This window comes from Amycolatopsis plumensis (genome assembly GCF_042652605.1).
Classification (GTDB): domain Bacteria; phylum Actinomycetota; class Actinomycetes; order Mycobacteriales; family Pseudonocardiaceae; genus Amycolatopsis; species Amycolatopsis plumensis.
This window is the reverse complement of the sequence record NZ_JBHSJY010000001.1, coordinates 9,133,020-9,148,810: the sequence shown is the minus strand read 5'-3', so window position 1 is coordinate 9,148,810 and position 15,791 is coordinate 9,133,020. Positions and strand designations below refer to the sequence as shown.

At 71.5% G+C, this 15,791-nt stretch carries 14 protein-coding genes; 11 read left to right on the top strand and 3 right to left on the bottom strand.

The annotated features are described in order from the left end of the window. The first annotated feature begins 96 nt into the window (after window positions 1–96). The 6 genes from ACFPLC_RS44080 (at window position 97) to ACFPLC_RS44055 (ending at window position 5,885) form a co-directional block, all read left to right on the top strand. Window positions 97–1,068 (top strand): ParA family protein, encoded by a 972-nt coding sequence (locus tag ACFPLC_RS44080; protein WP_191316024.1) that lies wholly within the window; start codon window positions 97–99, stop codon window positions 1,066–1,068. After that, on the top strand, window positions 1,065–1,478 hold the full coding sequence (locus ACFPLC_RS44075; protein WP_378204585.1) for a cobyrinic acid a,c-diamide synthase: 414 nt from the start codon (window positions 1,065–1,067) through the stop codon (window positions 1,476–1,478). The genes ACFPLC_RS44080 and ACFPLC_RS44075 overlap by 4 nt, the downstream gene beginning before the upstream one ends. Then, window positions 1,478–2,380, top strand: a complete 903-nt coding sequence (locus ACFPLC_RS44070; protein ID WP_191316026.1) for a segregation and condensation protein A — start codon at window positions 1,478–1,480, stop codon at window positions 2,378–2,380. Before ACFPLC_RS44075 ends, ACFPLC_RS44070 begins: the two co-directional genes overlap by 1 nt. Then, on the top strand, window positions 2,377–3,231 hold the full coding sequence (gene scpB / locus ACFPLC_RS44065) for an SMC-Scp complex subunit ScpB (protein WP_378204589.1): 855 nt from the start codon (window positions 2,377–2,379) through the stop codon (window positions 3,229–3,231). Before ACFPLC_RS44070 ends, scpB begins: the two co-directional genes overlap by 4 nt. Beyond that, on the top strand, window positions 3,218–3,970 hold the full coding sequence (locus tag ACFPLC_RS44060; protein ID WP_191316027.1) for a pseudouridine synthase: 753 nt from the start codon (window positions 3,218–3,220) through the stop codon (window positions 3,968–3,970). The genes scpB and ACFPLC_RS44060 overlap by 14 nt, the downstream gene beginning before the upstream one ends. Window positions 3,971–4,043: 73 nt before the next feature. Beyond that, window positions 4,044–5,885, top strand: a complete 1,842-nt coding sequence (locus tag ACFPLC_RS44055; protein WP_378204593.1) for a Xaa-Pro dipeptidyl-peptidase — start codon at window positions 4,044–4,046, stop codon at window positions 5,883–5,885. On the opposite strand, the gene ACFPLC_RS44050 is transcribed toward ACFPLC_RS44055, so the two are convergent. Genes ACFPLC_RS44050 through ACFPLC_RS44040 form a run of 3 tightly spaced genes read right to left on the bottom strand, consistent with a single transcriptional unit; the run spans window position 5,882 to window position 7,970 of the window. Then, window positions 5,882–7,075, bottom strand: a complete 1,194-nt coding sequence (locus tag ACFPLC_RS44050) for a cation:proton antiporter (protein WP_378204596.1) — start codon at window positions 7,073–7,075, stop codon at window positions 5,882–5,884. The genes ACFPLC_RS44055 and ACFPLC_RS44050 overlap by 4 nt on opposite strands. 7 nt (window positions 7,076–7,082) lie before the next feature. Next, window positions 7,083–7,565 carry a cation:proton antiporter regulatory subunit gene (locus ACFPLC_RS44045; RefSeq protein ID WP_378204599.1) on the bottom strand — a complete coding sequence of 161 codons (483 nt, stop codon included), beginning with the start codon at window positions 7,563–7,565 and terminating at the stop codon, window positions 7,083–7,085. A gap of 36 nt (window positions 7,566–7,601) precedes the next feature. Continuing rightward, window positions 7,602–7,970 carry a DUF4267 domain-containing protein gene (locus ACFPLC_RS44040; protein ID WP_378204601.1) on the bottom strand — a complete coding sequence of 123 codons (369 nt, stop codon included), beginning with the start codon at window positions 7,968–7,970 and terminating at the stop codon, window positions 7,602–7,604. Window positions 7,971–8,061: 91 nt separating this feature from the next. Here ACFPLC_RS44040 and ACFPLC_RS44035 point away from each other — a divergent pair, with 91 nt between their 5' ends. The 5 genes from ACFPLC_RS44035 to ACFPLC_RS44015 all read left to right on the top strand — a co-directional run bounded on the left by ACFPLC_RS44035 (window position 8,062) and on the right by ACFPLC_RS44015 (window position 15,759). Continuing rightward, window positions 8,062–8,628: a TetR/AcrR family transcriptional regulator gene (locus tag ACFPLC_RS44035; RefSeq protein WP_378204604.1), complete on the top strand. Its 567-nt coding sequence runs from the start codon at window positions 8,062–8,064 to the stop codon at window positions 8,626–8,628. A 92-nt stretch (window positions 8,629–8,720) separates the two neighbouring features. After that, window positions 8,721–9,425: a (d)CMP kinase gene (gene cmk / locus ACFPLC_RS44030; protein ID WP_191316066.1), complete on the top strand. Its 705-nt coding sequence runs from the start codon at window positions 8,721–8,723 to the stop codon at window positions 9,423–9,425. After that, window positions 9,422–10,081, top strand: a complete 660-nt coding sequence (locus ACFPLC_RS44025; RefSeq protein WP_378204607.1) for a lysophospholipid acyltransferase family protein — start codon at window positions 9,422–9,424, stop codon at window positions 10,079–10,081. Before cmk ends, ACFPLC_RS44025 begins: the two co-directional genes overlap by 4 nt. Before the next feature lie 15 nt (window positions 10,082–10,096). Next, window positions 10,097–11,557, top strand: a complete 1,461-nt coding sequence (der, locus tag ACFPLC_RS44020; protein ID WP_378204610.1) for a ribosome biogenesis GTPase Der — start codon at window positions 10,097–10,099, stop codon at window positions 11,555–11,557. A 326-nt stretch (window positions 11,558–11,883) separates the two neighbouring features. Further along, window positions 11,884–15,759, top strand: coding sequence for a Pls/PosA family non-ribosomal peptide synthetase (locus tag ACFPLC_RS44015; RefSeq protein ID WP_378204613.1), 3,876 nt, complete (start codon window positions 11,884–11,886; stop codon window positions 15,757–15,759). Window positions 15,760–15,791: the final 32 nt, after the last annotated feature.

Here is a 15,791-nt window from a genome sequence, read left to right as displayed (position 1 = left end):
TGACATTGCCCCGTCGAGTCCGGCGCGTTGCTTTGCCGGGGCTCGGACTCCGGACATAGGCTGCGGCGGACGCGACGAACAAGGAGCCTTCTCGCCATGTCGACACCGAACCAGCCGGCCCTCCCGGCCGAGTCCGCCGGGTCGGCGGCGGCGAACCTCAACGACGTCAAGATCGCGACGCCGGAACTCCACGACGGCGACGAGCCGCAGGAGCGCAACGGCAAGAAGGTGAAGCTCGAGGGCATCGGGCCGACCGGCCGCCCGATCCGCGAGCACCCCGACCCGGCGCCGCTGGACAAGCACGGCCCGGCCAAGATCATGGCGATGTGCAACCAGAAGGGCGGCGTCGGCAAGACGACGTCGACCATCAACCTGGGTGCCGCGCTCGCCGAGTACGGGCGCAAGGTGCTGCTCGTCGACTTCGACCCGCAGGGCGCGCTCGCGGTCGGCCTCGGCATCCAGCCGCACGAACTGGACCAGACGGTCTACAACGCCATCATGGAGCGCTCGGTCAGCGCCACCGACGTGCTGATGAAAACCCGCGTGGACGGCGTTGACCTGCTGCCGAGCAACATCGACCTGTCCGCCGCGGAGGTCCAGCTCGTCGCCGAGGTAGGGCGCGAGCACACGTTGTTACGGGTCCTTCGTCCGGTCATGAACGACTACGACTATGTTCTTGTCGACTGCCAGCCCTCGCTCGGCTTGCTCACGGTGAACGCGCTGACCGCCGCGGACGGCGTGATCATCCCGCTGGAGTGCGAGTTCTTCAGTCTGCGAGGCGTCGCCCTCCTGATCGACACCATCGAGAAGGTGCAGGAACGCCTCAACCCCAAACTGGACATAGTCGGGATTCTCGCCACCATGTACGACCCGAGAACCCTGCATTCGAAGGAGGTCATGGCTCGCGTGGTGGAGGCATTCGGCGAGACCGTGTTCGACACGGTCATCAACCGCACCGTGCGGTTCCCCGAGACGACGGTCGCGGGTGAGCCGATCACGACCTGGGCGCCCAAGTCGGCCGGCGCGGCGGCGTACCGCCAGCTGGCCCGCGAGGTGATCGCTCGGTGAGCAGGCGCGCCTCCCTGCCGGGAGCGTCGGAACTGTTCAGGATCACCTCCAGTCCCGCCCTCGATCTCCCTCCCCAGGCACCCGCCGAGCCCGTCGAGCCCGCCGCGAAGCCCAAGCCCTCGGGCAACGGCCGCGCGGACCAGCTCGCCCGCAGCGCGGCCCCGCACGGCTCGGGCCGGACCAAGCACGACGCCAAGATCACCGTGTACGTCTCCGGCGACGAGCTCGTCGCCATGGAGCAGGCCCGGTTGACGCTGCGCGCGAAGCACGACCTGGTCGTCGACCGCGGCCGGCTGGTCCGCGAGGCCGTCGCGGTGCTGCTGGCCGACTTCGACCAGAACGGCGAGGAATCGGTGCTGGTGCAGCGGCTGCGGGTGGTCGGCTCAGACGGCGGCGAAACCGAGGGCTGATGGACGAGCCGGCACCGGCTCCGGAGGAACAGGTACCCGAAGAGCACCAGACGGTGCACGGCGGGATGATCCCCGAAGGCGTCAACACCGAAGAACTGAGCACGTCGAAGTTCAAGGTGCGGCTGGCCAACTTCGAAGGGCCGTTCGACCTGCTGCTGCAGCTGATCTCGCAGCACCAGCTCGACGTCACCGAAGTGGCGCTGCACCAGGTCACCGACGACTTCATCGCCTACACGCGTGCGCTGGGCACCGACTGGAACCTCGACGAGACGACGGAGTTCCTGGTCATCGCGGCCACGCTGCTGGACCTGAAGGCGGCCCGGCTGCTGCCCTCGGCCGAGGTGGAGAGCGAAGACGACCTCGCGCTGCTCGAAGCCCGCGACCTGCTGTTCGCGCGGATCCTGCAGTACCGCGCGTACAAGCAGGTGGCGGCGCTGTTCGGTGAGCTGGAGCAGAACGCCCTGCGGCGCTACCCGCGGTCGGTGGCGCTGGAGGAGCGGTTCGTCGGGCTGCTGCCCGAGGTGATGCTGGGCGTGACGCCGCAGAAGTTCGCCGACATCGCGGTGGCGGTGTTCCGCCCGAAGCCGCCGCCGACGGTGTCGATCGCCCACATCCACATGGGCCGCATTTCGGTGCGCGAGCACGCGGCGATCCTGCGGGTGATGCTGGCCGAACGCGGCCAGGCGACGTTCGGCGAGCTGGTCGACGACTGCGAGCACACGGTGGAGATCGTGGCGCGCTTCCTGGCGCTGCTGGAGCTCTACCGTGAGGCGACGGTCCAGTTCGAGCAGAGCGAGGCGCTGGCCGAGCTGCACGTCCGCTGGACGGGCGGCTCGAAGGAAGAAGCCTCCGCGGCGGCCGAGCTGGACCGCGCGTTCGGAGACGAAGAGGAGTACGGGTGAGCAACGAGCAGGTGTCCCCGCCCGAGCCGCCGGAACCGCCGGTGGGCGAGCCGGCGGAGGCCGCGGCGGAGCTGGCGCTGGAGGAGGCGCTGTCCGGCGAGCCGGTGACCGAGGACGGCGACCCGGTGGAGCCGTTGGTCGGGCAAGCACCCCCGGAGCCCGAGCCCGAGCCCGAGGGGGCACTTTCACGTGAAAGTGCCCCGTCTTCGGAGCCGGAGGCGCCTGCCGAGCCCGAGCCCGAGCCGGGGCCGGAGGATCCCGAGTCCGATCTGGTCGCCGCCGGTGACTCCGACTCCATGCCGGACGTCACCTCCGACGAGGCCCTCGAAGCCGCTCTCGAGGCGCTTCTGCTCATCGTCGACTCGCCCGCCGGCGAAGAACTGCTCGCCGAGACCCTCGGCCAGCCCAAGTCGCGGATCGTCGTCGCCCTGCGCACCATGGCGCAGAAGTTCACCGACCGGGCGTCCGGGATCGACCTGCGGCGCGTCGGCGAAGGGTGGCGGTTCTACACTAGGGACGTCTACGCCCCGTTCGTGGAGAAGCTCCTGCTGGACGGCCAGCGGTCGAAGCTGACCAGGGCCGCGCTGGAGAGCCTCGCCGTGATCGCGTACCGGCAGCCGGTGACCCGCGCGCGGGTGGCCGCGGTGCGCGGCGTGAACGTGGACGGCGTGATCCGGACGCTGCTCGCGCGCGGCCTCATCGAGGAGATGGGGACCGATCCCGAGACGACCGGCACGCTGTACGTGACGACCGAGCTGTTCCTGGAGCGACTGGGGCTGTCGTCACTGAACGACCTGCCCCCGATCGCTCCGCTGCTACCCGAAGTGGACACCATCGATGACATCCAGTGAACACCCCGACGGCATCCGCCTGCAGAAGGTGCTGTCGCAGGCCGGGGTCGCCTCCCGGCGGGCGGCGGAAGACCTGATCGCGGCCGGCCGGGTGGAGGTGGACGGCGAGGTCGTCACCGAGCTGGGTCGCCGCGTCCACCCCGACGAGGCGATCATCCACGTCGACGGCACCCGGGTGAACCTGCGCGACGACCTGATCTACCTCGCCCTGAACAAGCCCAAGGGCGTGCACTCGACCATGTCGGACGACCGCGGCCGCCCCTGCGTCGGCGACTACCTGCGCGGCCGCTACGAGGAGACGCCTGGGGTCGTACACGTCGGACGGCTCGACGAGAACACCGAGGGCCTGCTGCTGCTGACCAACGACGGCGACCTCGGGCACCGGCTGATGCACCCGTCCTACCGAGTGCTCAAGACCTACCTCGCCGAGGTCGACGGCCTCGTGCCGCGCGGGCTCGGCAAGGAGCTGCGCAAGGGCTGGGAGCTGCCGGACGGCATCGTCAAGGTCGACCAGTTCCGCGTGAAGGACATGCACTCCGGCAAGTCGCTGGTGGAACTGGTCATCCACGAGGGCAAGAAGCACATCGTGCGCCGCCTGCTCAAGGACACCGGGCACCCGGTGCTGAAGCTGGTCCGCACCGCGGTCGGCGACGTCCAGCTGGGCAACCAGCGCGTCGGCTCGATCCGGCGGCTGACGAAGACCGAGGTCGGCGCGCTTTACCGCAACGTCGAGCTCTGAGCCGCGGCCACCCTCCGCACGCCCGACTTTCCGCCGTGGTGAGCCGGTGTGCCGAGTCGCTAGCGTGACGGGTATGCGACTCGGAGTGGTGAGCGGGATCCTCGCGGTGCTCCTGTCCGGTGCGGTGGTCCCCGCCGCCGCGGCCGCGCAGGGGAGCGAACCGATCTACGACTACGCGAAGGCGATCCGCGAAACCGTCTGGGTCGACATCGGCCGCGACGGCGACGGCGACGGGCGCTCCGACCGCGTTGCCGCCGACATCATCCGGCCGGGTGATGCGACGTCACGCGTTCCGGTGATCATGGACGCCAGCCCGTACTACTCGTGCTGCGGGCGCGGCAACGAAAGCGAGCTGAAGTCCTACGACAGCGCCGGGAAACCGGTGAAGTTCCCGCTGTTCTACGACAATTACTTCGTGCCGCGCGGCTACGCCGTGGTGCTGGTCGACCTGGCCGGGACGAACCGGTCGGCCGGCTGCGCGGACGTCGGTGGCGCCTCGGACGTCGGCTCGGCGCGCAGGGTCGTCGACTGGCTGAACGGCCGCGCGACCGGCTACAGCGCGAAGACCGGCGGCAGCGCGGTGACCGCGGAGTGGACCACCGGGAACGTCGGGATGATCGGCAAGTCCTACGACGGCACGATCGCCAACGGCGTCGCGGCGACCGGGGTCGCGGGCCTCAAGACCATCGTCCCGATCTCGGCGATCAGCTCCTGGTACGACTATTACCGCTCGGACGGCGCGACCTTCGGCTTCAACCCGGACGGGCTCGCGCGCACGGTCGAGGCCCGCAACAGCGGGCAGAACTGCGCGGCGCAGAACCAGGTCCTGGCCTCCGGCGCCACCGCGAACGGCGACTACGGGCCGCTCTGGGCGGACCGGGACTACGTGCGGAACGCGGCCAACGTGCGGGCCAGCGTGCTGCTGTCCCACGGCGTCAACGACCTCAACGTCAAGACCATCCACTTCGGACAGTGGTGGGCCGGGCTGAACGTCGAGAAGAAGATCTGGCTGGCGCAGACCGGGCACGTCGACCCGTTCGACTACCGGCGCGCGGACTGGGTCGACCTGCTGCACCGGTGGTTCGACCACTACCTGCTCGAGATCGACAACGGCGTCCAGAACGGGCCGCAGGCCAGCGTCGAGCGGCAGCCGGACCAGTGGGCGGACCAGAGCGCGTACCCGGCGGCCGGTGCGGTGGCGACGGTCCTGCGGCCGCACCCGTCCGGCACGCTCGGCACGTCGGCGGCCTCGGGCACGGCGTCGTTCACCGACAACCCGAGCGTCGGCGAGGACACCTGGGTGACGAACCCGGGCAGCGCCGCGCTGACGTACTCGACCGGGACACTGACCTCGGACCTGCAGGTCTCCGGCACCACTTCGGTGACCGTGACGGCCACGCCGAGCACGTCGTCCGCCCGGCTTTCGGCCCTGCTCGTGGACCTCGGCCCGGCCACGATCCGCAACTTCGCCGGCAGCGGCGAGGGGATCAAGACGGGGACGTCGGAGAACTGCTGGGGCTCGTCGTCCGCCGGTGACGACGCCTGCTACCGGATCGCCTCGGCCGACGTGAAGAAGGTGAACTACACGATCCTCAGCCGCGGCTGGGCGGACCTGGCGAACTACGCGTCCCTGTCCCAGGAACGCCCGCTCCTGCCGGGCACGGCCTACACGATGACGTTCCGGCTGGCGTCGACGGACCACATCGTGCCCCGCGGCCACGCACTGGCGCTGATCATCGGCGGCACGGACGGCAGCTTCATCCGCGGACCCGCCCAGCCGGGCCGGGTGACGCTGGACCTGGCCCGGACCTCGGCCGCGGTCCCGCTGCTGGGCATCCCGCCCGCGGCGACGACCCACCCGGCCGTCACCGGCGGCGAGCACGTGCCGTCGGCGGGCCGGGCGGACCTGCGCTAGTTCGCTTCCACCGGGGCGGTCTTGGTGGCCGTTCTCCGTTGCAGGGCGCGGACGATCGGCTCGACGACGCGGGCCGCCGTCGGGCCGAGGATCGCCATCAGCAGGACGTACGCCGTCGCCAGTGCCGCCAGTTCGCCGTCCACCGCGCCCGCCGTCACCGCCAGTCCCGCGATCACAATCGAGAACTCGCCGCGCGCGACCAGGGCCGCGCCGGCTCGGGCGCGGCCCATCTTGCCGATGCCCTGGCGGCGCGCCGCCCACCAGCCGGTGGCGACCTTCGTCAGCGTCGTCACCACCGCCAGCACGATCGCCCAGCCGAGCACCGGCGGGATCGAGGCCGGGTTCGTGTTGAGCCCGAAGACGACGAAGAACACCGCGGCGAACAGGTCGCGCAACGGCTCGAGCATGCGGGTCGCGTTCTCCGCCGTCGAACCCGAGATCGCGATGCCGAGCAGGAACGCGCCGACCGCCGCCGACACCTGCATCGCCGAGGCCAGCCCGGCCACCAGCAGGGCCGCGCCGAGGACCTTGAGCAGGAACACCTCGCGGTCCGGGCTGTCGACGGCCGCCGAGACGTACCGGCCGAACTTGAGCGCGACCACCAGCACCACGGTGATCACCAGCAGCGAGATGCCGACGGCTTCCAGGCCGCCGAGCAGGGAGACCCCGCCCAGCACCGCGGTGAGGATCGGCAGGTAGAGCGCCATCGCGAGGTCCTCGAACACGAGGATCGACAGCACCACCGGCGTCTCGCGGTTGCCCAGCCGGCCGAGGTCGCCGAGCACCTTCGCGACGATCCCGGACGACGAGATGTACGTGACGCCCGCCATCACCATCGCGCCGACCGGGCCCCAGCCCAGCAGCAGCGCGACGGCCGCGCCGGGCGCCGCGTTGAGGACGATGTCGAGCAGGCCGGCCGTCCAGGACCGGCGCAGCCCGGTGAACAGCTCGGCCGCCGAATACTCGAGGCCGAGCAGCAACAGCAGCAGCACGACGCCGATTTCGCCGGCCAGGTGCGTGAACCCGCCGATGTCGGTCAGCGGGATCAGGCCGCCGGAGCCGAAGCACAGGCCGCCGAGCAGGTAGAGCGGGATGGGGGAGAGGCCGATCTTGCCGGCCCGGCGCCCGAGCGCGCCCAGCACGAAGAAGACCGCCCCCAGTTCGATCAGGGACAGCGCGGTGTGGTCCATCGGCCGCTCAGCCGTACTTGAGGATCTTGGCGGCGGCTTCGAGACCCTCGCTCGTGCCGACCGCGACCAGCAGGTCGCCCCCGGTGAACGTGAAGTCCGGCGTCGGCGAGGGGTGCACCTGGCCGGCCCGCGCCACCGCGACCACCGAGACGCTGGTGCGGGTGCGCATCGCGGTGTCGCCGAGCGTCCGGCCGTCGAACGGGCCGGACGGCTGGATCGGCAGCTGGCGGGTGTGGATCCCCGGCAGGTCGCGGTGCTCCTCCGTCAGCTGCGCGACCAGCTGCGGCGCGCCGAGCAGGTTGGCCAGTGCGCCCGCCTCGTCCGCGGTGAGCGGGATCGAGGCGGCGCAGGCATCCGGATCGTCCGATTTGGACACGATCAGCTCGATGTGGCCGTCCCGCTGGGTGACGACGCCGATGCGGCGGCCGGTACGGGTGGCGAAGTCCTTGCGGACCCCGATGCCGGGCAGGGGAGTTACTTCGACGTTCACCCAACCACCGTAACCCAGGTGTCCGATTCGCGGGGTTCAGCCGAGCAGCAGGAGCAGGGCGGCGACGACCATCACGGCGGCCGTCACGCCGTGGACGCCGAAGGCGATGGCCTTCTTCCCCCGGTGGCGCAGGATGAGCAGCATGTCGAAGACCGGCCAGATGGCGGCGGTGAGCATGACCCAGCCCAGTGCGTGCGCGTCGCCGTAGATCATCAGGGCCAGCGGGATCAGGCCGGCCCCGATGTCGCGACCGCCTTTGACATTGAGGAAGGTCTCCGCGTTCTCGGGAACCTCGTTGAAGCCGAAGCCCGCGGCGATCTTCTTCGGGGCGAAGAGGTAGTTGAGGCCGATGTAGATGATGCCGAGCGCGACGATCGCGGTGAGGACGTAGCCGGTGACGAGCATGGTGTTCCCTCCAGTTTTCTAGCATCGCTAGGATTGCTAGCAACGCTAATCTAGCGGCGCTAGTTTGTCTAGCAGTGCTAGCATGTGACGTATGACCCAGCGACAACGGCGTGTGCGCGACCGGACCGAACGCGGGCAGCGGATCGTCGCCGCGGCCCGGGAGCTCGCCGAGGCGGAGGGCTGGGACGCGGTCACCACCCGGAAGCTCGCGGCGCTGATCGAATACAGCCAGCCGGTGCTCTACAGCCACTTCCCGGGCGGCAAGGACGCGATCATGGCTGCGGCCGCGCTGGAGGGCTTCGCCGAGCTGGCCGCGGTGCTGGCGGAGGCCCGCGACGGCGGCCTCGCGGGTGTCGTCCGCGCTTACGTCGAGTTCGCCGAGGCCAAGCCCGCGTTGTACGACGCGATGTTCACGCTGGCCTCGGAGCTGCCGTTCGCCCGAGACGACACCCCGGAGGTGATGAAGGCGAACTTCGCGGAGCTGCTCGCGGTCATCGAGCCGGTGGCGGGCAAGCAGGACCCCGGCCCGCTGACCGAGGTGTTCTGGAGCGCCCTGCACGGCCTGGTGACCCTGGACCGCGGCCACCGGCTGTCCCCGGCGCACCGTGACGAGCGCCTCGCGCTCGTGGTGGCGCGCTTCGGCGCGCGGGCCGACTGATCTCCTCCACACCCCGACCGGCAGAATGGACCCCGAGCCGACCGAGAGACGAGAACGCGAGGAGAGTGCCGGTGAGGGGAGCCCTACGTGGTGTGGTCGCGCTGGACGGCCCGTCGGGGACCGGGAAGACCACCGTCGCCCGCAAGCTCGCCCAGCGCCTCGGGGCCGGCTACCTCGACACCGGTGCCATGTACCGGATGGTCACCCTCGCCGTGCTGCGCGCCGGCGTCGACCCGGCCGACGCGAGCGCCGTCGCCGCCGTCGCCGACCGTGCCGAGTTCAGCATCGGCACCAGCCCCGACCGGCCCGAGATCCGCCTGGCCGGCGAGGACGTCGCCGCCGACATCCGCGGGCCCGAGGTCACCAAGGCCGTCTCGCCCGTCTCGGCCGTGCCGCACGTGCGTGAGCTGCTGGTCGCGCGGCAGCGGCGGATCATCGACGAGGTCGTGGCGCACCGCGGCGGGATCGTCGTCGAGGGCCGGGACATCGGCACCGTCGTCACGCCGGACTCGCCGCTCAAGGTCTTCCTGACCGCCTCGGCCGACGTCCGCGCGTCGCGCCGCAGCACCCAGGACACCGCGGCCGGGCGGCAGTCGTCGGTCGCCGACGCGCTGGCCTCGGTCGAGCGTCGCGATCGCCTCGACTCGACCCGCGCCGCCTCGCCGCTGCGCGCGGCCGACGACGCCGTGCACGTCGACACCTCCGAGCTGTCGATCGACCAGGTGATCGTCGCCCTCAGCGAGCTGGCCAGCCACCGCGGCATCCTCGAAGGCTGCAACGCCGAGGTCGCTCGATGAGCGGTGACGGACTCCCCGAGGGATCCGTCGGCACACTCCACGACGCCGGGCGGGTCTTCGCCCGGTACTATCTGCGCTCGGCCTTCCGCATCCGGGTGCACGGCCGCGAGCGCGTCCCCCCCACCGGGCCGCTGCTCGTGATCGCCAACCACAGCTCCATGATCGAGCCGCAGCTGATCTTCGGAATGCTTCCGCGGCGTTCGGCGTTCCTGGTCAAGGCCGAGATGTTCGGCGGGATCGTCGGCAAGTTCATGCTGGCGATCGGGCAGATCCCGCTCAAGCGCGGCGAGATCGACCGCAAACCGCTGATGACCGCGGTCGGCGTCCTGAAAGACGGCGGAGTCGTCGGGATCTTCCCCGAGGGCACCCGCGGTACCGGGGACGTCGGCGCGGCCGAACGCGGCGCGGCCTGGCTGGTCCGGGCCTCCGGCGCGACCGTGCTCCCGGTCGCGACGCGGGGCACGCTCAAGCCGGCGGACGGCAGGAGGCGCTGGCGCCCGCGCGTGGACATCCTCGTGGGGGAGCCGTTCTCGCCGAAGGTCGGCCCCGGGAAAACCGGGCTCGACCAGGGAACCGAAGAGCTGCGCGGTGAGCTCGCGGCGCTCGTGAAGACTTTGGACGACTGGCGTGCCGAACACGGATTCGGCGCGGTATAAGGGAATCGGGTAGTGATGGAAGAGTTTGACGGCGTCGGCGAAGTCGACGGCACCTGGTCCGATGAGACCGAATTCGCCGCGCTCGACGCGCAGATCGAGGCGGCGGAAGCGGCCGAGGAGGCCGCGCTCGGGCAGCCGGTGCTCGCCGTCGTCGGCCGGCCCAACGTGGGCAAGTCGACGCTGGTCAACCGCATCCTCGGCCGGCGCGAAGCCGTCGTGCAGGACGTGCCGGGCGTCACCCGCGACCGCGTCGCCTACGACGCCTACTGGGGCGGGCGCAAGTTCACCCTGGTCGACACCGGCGGCTGGGAGCCGGACGCCACCGGGCTGCAGGCCTCCGTCGCCGCGCAGGCCGAGCTGGCCATGCAGACCGCGGACGCGGTGCTGCTGGTGATCGACGCCTCGGTCGGCGCGACGGCGACCGACGAGGCCGTCTCCAAGGTGCTGCGCCGCTCGAAGAAGCCGGTGCTGCTGGCCGCGAACAAGGTCGACGACGACCGGCTGCTCGCCGACACCGCGTCGCTGTGGTCGCTCGGCCTCGGCGAGCCCCACCCGGTCAGCGCGCTGCACGGCCGCAGCTCCGGCGACCTGCTCGACGCCATCCTCGAGGCCCTCCCCGAGTCGCCGCGCGAAGGCGGCCCGGTGACGTCGGGGCCGCGGCGCGTCGCGCTGGTCGGCAAGCCGAACGTCGGCAAGTCGAGCCTGCTGAACAAGCTGTCCGGCGAGGAGCGCTCGGTCGTCGACTCGGTCGCGGGCACCACGGTCGACCCGGTCGACTCGCTGGTCGAGCTGGACGGCGAGACCTGGCGGTTCGTGGACACGGCGGGCCTGCGCAAGCGCGTCAACTTCGCCGCCGGTGCCGAGTACTACGCGTCGCTGCGCACCAAGACCGCGATCGACGCGGCCGAGGTCGCGATCGTGCTGCTGGACGCGGCCGAGCCGCTGTCGGAGCAGGACCTGCGGGTGCTGACCATGGTCGTCGAGGCCGGCCGGGCCTGCGTGCTGGCGTTCAACAAGTGGGACCTGGTCGACGAGGACCGCCGCCACGCGATGGTCCGCGAGCTGGAGCGCGGCCTGGTCCGCGTGCCCTGGGCGGAGAAGGTCAACATCTCGGCGCTGACCGGCCGTTCGGTGCGCAAGCTCGCGCCGGCCCTGCGGACCGCGCTGAAGTCGTGGGACCAGCGGGTGCCGACCGGCCAGCTCAACGCGTGGCTGTCCGACCTGATCGCGGCCACCCCGCCGCCGGTCCGCTCGGGCAAGCAGCCGAAGGTCCTGTTCGCGACCCAGGCCGGCATCCGCCCGCCGACGCTGGTCCTGTTCACCACCGGCTTCCTCGAGGCGGGCTACCGCCGGTTCATCGAGCGCAAGTTCCGCGAGCAGTTCGGCTTCACCGGCAGCCCCGTCCGGGTGAATGTCCGCGTCCGCGAAAAGAAGGCGAAGCCCAAGGTCGGCGGAAAAGCCGCTCGAACCCGGTGACGCGACGGGCATCACGTGTGTTTCCAGGGGCATCACGCGTGATTGGAGGGGCATCACTCTCGATGCCCCTCCAGTCACGCATGATGCCTGCCCAATCACGCGTGATGCCTCGTCAGTCACGGGTGATGCCCCTGGTGATCGTGAGGTCCGACACTTGGGCGTGACCCTGGGGATACCTTTTGGTGATCCGTAGGTATGGTGGAAGGTCGTTGCGGGCGCCTCAATCGGAGAGCAAGCCCGGTTGAGGCTCCCGAGAGGTGAGTGGTGGGCTTGCGCGCCCATGGTTCGTCCCTGCACGTCTTCAGCACGGTCGAGGTGAACGCCCGATGACCGTCACGATCGAACCCACCGGTGCCACCCCCGAGGTCACGCTCGCCGACCGGGCGCTGTTCCGGTCCGGCCCCGGCGCCGGTGAGCGCACCCTCCTCGACGTGCTCTCCGCCACCGCCGAGCGGCACCCGAACGCCGCCGCGATCGACGACGGCACCACCACCCTGACCTACCGCCGGCTCCTCGAGGAAATCGACGCCTACGGGCGCCGGCTCAAGAGCTACGGCGTCGGCCTCGGCGACCGCGTCGGCATCCGGATCTCCTCCGGCACCGCCGAGCTGTACATCGCCATCCTCGCCACCCTCTCCGTCGGCGCCGCGTATGTGCCGGTCGACGCCGACGACCCGGACGAGCGCGCCGAGCTGGTCTTCGAAGAAGCCCAGGTCGCGGCGGTCGCCACCGACGGCAAGATCAACGTCCACAGCACCCCGGGTGGCCGCGAAGGCCGTCCCGGCCCGGCCGACGACGCGTGGATCATCTTCACCTCCGGCTCCACCGGCAAGCCCAAGGGCGTCGCGGTCACCCACGCGAGCGCTGCCGCCTTCGTCGACGCCGAGGCCGAGCTCTTCCTCACCGACGAGCCGATCGGCCCCGGCGACCGCGTCCTGGCCGGCCTTAGCGTCGCCTTCGACGCCTCCTGCGAAGAGATGTGGCTGGCCTGGCGCCACGGCGCCTGCCTGGTCCCGGCGCCCCGCGCGCTGGTCCGCACCGGCGTCGACCTCGGCCCGTGGCTGGTCGCGCAGCGCATCACCGTCGTCTCGACCGTGCCGACGCTGGCCGCGCTGTGGCCCGCCGACGCCCTCGAAGACGTCCGCCTGCTCATCTTCGGCGGCGAGGCCTGCCCGCCGGAGCTGGCCGAGCGCGTCGCCGTCGAAGGCCGCGAAGTCTGGAACACCTACGGCCCGACCGAGGCCACCGTCGTCGCCTGCGCCGCGCAGCTGACCGGCGACGGCCCGGTCCGCATCGGCCTCCCGCTCGCCGGCTGGCAGCTCGCCGTGGTCAACGACGAGGGCGAGCCGGTCGCCATGGGCGAGACCGGCGAGCTGGTCATCGGCGGCGTCGGCTTGGCCCGCTACCTCGACGCGGCCAAGGACGCCGAGAAGTTCGCGCCGCTGCCGTCGCTGGGCTGGCAGCGCGCGTACCGCTCGGGCGACATGGTCCGCGCCGAAGAAGAAGGCCTGCTGTTCCTCGGCCGCCTCGACGAGCAGGTCAAGCTCGGTGGCCGCCGCATCGAGCTGGGCGAGGTCGACGCCGCGCTGCAGGCCCTCCCCGGCGTGCAGGGCGCGGCCGCCGCGATCCGCCGCACCAAGGCCGGCAACCAGGTCCTCGTCGGGTACGTCGTGCCCGCGGACGACAGCTTCGACCACGACCAGGCTGCCACGCGCCTGCGTGAGCACCTGCCCGCCGCGCTGGTCCCGCTGCTCGCCGTGGTCGACGACCTGCCGACCCGCACGTCCGGCAAGGTCGACCGCAACGCCCTCCCGTGGCCGCTGTCCACAGTGGAGGCTTCGGGGCTGACCCCGACCGAGACGTGGCTCGCCGAAGGCTGGGCCGAGATCCTCGGTGTTTCGGTCGACAGCCCGAAGGCGGACTTCTTCACCCACGGCGGCGGCAGCCTGACCGCCGCCCAGGTGGTGGCCCGCATCCGTACCCGGCACCCGCAGGTGTCGGTCGCCGACATCTACGCCCACCCCAAGCTGGGCGCGCTCGCCGCGATGCTGGACGCGCTGAGCGGCCAGGCCACCGAACGCCGGGACATCGCGCCGACCAAGCGCCGCGCCGGAGTCGTCCAGACACTGCTGATGGTCCCGCTGATGGGCCTGGTCGGCCTGCGCTGGGCGACCCTATCCGCCGCGCTGTCGAACGTCCTGGCCCTGCTCGGGTTCGCCTGGGCGCCGACGCTGAACTGGGCGTGGATCGGCCTGGCCTGGGTGGTGCTCTTCAGCCCGGCGGGCCGGATCGCCATCGCCGCCGGCGGCGCTCGCGTGCTGCTGTCCGGGGTCCGCCCCGGCACCTACCCGCGCGGCGGCAGTGTCCACTTGCGACTGTGGACGGCCGAGAAGCTCGCCGAGTTCTCCGGCGCGGACAGCGTCGCGGGCGCGAACTGGATGACGACGTACGCGAAGGCGCTCGGCGCGCGGATCGGCAAGGACGTCGACCTGCACTCGCCGCCGCCGGTCACCGGCTTCCTCAAGCTGGGCCGCGGCGCCGCGATCGAGCCCGAGGTCGACCTGTCCGGCCACTGGGTCGACGGCGACGTCGTGCACATCGGCAAGGTCCGCGTCGGCGCGGAAGCCCGCGTCGGCGCCCGCAGCACGCTGTTCCCGGGTGCCCGCATCGGCAAGGGCGCGGAGATCGCGGCCGGGTCGACCGTCCGCGGCGCCGTCCCGGCCGGGCAGCGCTGGGCCGGTTCGCCCGCCGCCCGCGTCGCGAAGGACGAGCGGGACGCGCTGAAGTGGCCGTCGAGCCGTCCGCCGCGCTCGCACTTCTGGGCCGCCGTCTACGGCGCGACCTCGCTGGTCCTCGGTTTCCTGCCCGGGATCGCGGCGCTGGCGGGCGTCGCGGTGCTCGGCGGCGCGATCTCCGGCGCGACGACGCTGTCGGACGCCTTCACCCGCGCGATGATCTTCGTGCCGGTCGCGACCGTGGCCTACTTCGGCGCGTACATGCTGCTCGTGCTCGTCGGCGTCCGGTGCTTGAGCATCGGCATGGTCGAGGGCTACCACCCGGTGCACGGCCGCGTCGCCTGGCAGGTGTGGGCTACCGAGCGCCTGATGAGCATGGCCCGCGAAGGCCTGTTCCCGCTGTACGCCAGCCTGTTCACGCCGGTGTGGCTGCGGCTGCTCGGCGCGAAGGTCGGCCGCAACGTCGAGGCGTCGACCGTGCTCGCGCTGCCGAAGATGACCAAGGTCGACAGCGGCGCGTTCCTGGCCGACGACACGATGGTCGCCACCTACGAGCTCAACCACGGCTGGCTGCACGTCGCCCCGGCGCGGATCGGCAAGCAGGCCTTCCTCGGCAACTCCGGGATGACCGCGCCCGGCCGCTCGGTGCCCAAGCGCGGCCTGGTCGGCGTCCTGTCGTCGACGCCGCTGAAGGCGAAGAAAGGCTCGTCGTACCTCGGGATGCCGCCGCTGCCGGTCCGCCGCGCGGTCGGCGAGGCCGACACGAGCCGCACCTACACCCCGGCGCTGCACCTCAAGGCGGCGCGGGCGCTGGTCGAGCTGTGCCGGATCATCCCGGTCATGTGCGGCGTCGCGCTGACCGTCGTGGTCGCCTTCGCCCTGCTGTGGACGGCTTCGGCGTTCGGTTTCGGCGTCGCCGCGCTGCTGGCCGGGCCCGCCCTGCTGGCCGCCGGGATCGTCGCGGCGCTGACGGCGACGGTGATGAAGTGGCTGCTGGTCGGCAAGTTCCGCGAGGTCGACCACCCGCTGTGGAGCTCCTTCGTCTGGCGCAACGAGCTGGCCGACACCTTCGTCGAGGCCTTCGCGGTGCCGTGGCTGATCGGCTCGGTCGGCGGTACCCCGTTGCTGACCGCGTGGCTGCGCACGATGGGCGTCAAGATCGGCCGCGGGGTCTGGCTGGAGACGTACTGGCTGCCCGAGGCCGACCTCGTCTCCCTCGGCGACGGCGCGACGATCAACCGCGGCTGCGTCGTGCAGACGCACCTGTTCCACGACCGGATCATGAGCATGTCCCGGGTGACCCTCGGCGAGGGCGCGACGCTCGGCCCGCACGGGATCGTGCTGCCGGGCGCGGGCATCGGCGCGCGCACGACGGTCGGCCCGGGCTCGCTGGTGACCCGCGGCGACGAGGTGCCTGCCGACACGCGCTGGCTGGGCAACCCGATCTCCGCGTGGCCCGGTAAGTAACGAAAGCGGGACCAGGCGCGCCGGACTCACCC

Coding starts and splice junctions, on each gene's coding strand:
- ACFPLC_RS44080 (WP_191316024.1), top strand. CDS start 97: ATGTCGACACCGAACCAGCCGGCCCTCCCGGCCGAGTCCGCCGGGTCG.
- ACFPLC_RS44070 (WP_191316026.1), top strand. CDS start 1,478: ATGGACGAGCCGGCACCGGCTCCGGAGGAACAGGTACCCGAAGAGCAC.
- ACFPLC_RS44060 (WP_191316027.1), top strand. CDS start 3,218: ATGACATCCAGTGAACACCCCGACGGCATCCGCCTGCAGAAGGTGCTG.
- ACFPLC_RS44055 (WP_378204593.1), top strand. CDS start 4,044: ATGCGACTCGGAGTGGTGAGCGGGATCCTCGCGGTGCTCCTGTCCGGT.
- ACFPLC_RS44050 (WP_378204596.1), bottom strand. CDS start 7,075: ATGGACCACACCGCGCTGTCCCTGATCGAACTGGGGGCGGTCTTCTTC.
- ACFPLC_RS44040 (WP_378204601.1), bottom strand. CDS start 7,970: ATGCTCGTCACCGGCTACGTCCTCACCGCGATCGTCGCGCTCGGCATC.
- ACFPLC_RS44035 (WP_378204604.1), top strand. CDS start 8,062: ATGACCCAGCGACAACGGCGTGTGCGCGACCGGACCGAACGCGGGCAG.
- ACFPLC_RS44025 (WP_378204607.1), top strand. CDS start 9,422: ATGAGCGGTGACGGACTCCCCGAGGGATCCGTCGGCACACTCCACGAC.
- der (WP_378204610.1), top strand. CDS start 10,097: ATGGAAGAGTTTGACGGCGTCGGCGAAGTCGACGGCACCTGGTCCGAT.
- ACFPLC_RS44015 (WP_378204613.1), top strand. CDS start 11,884: ATGACCGTCACGATCGAACCCACCGGTGCCACCCCCGAGGTCACGCTC.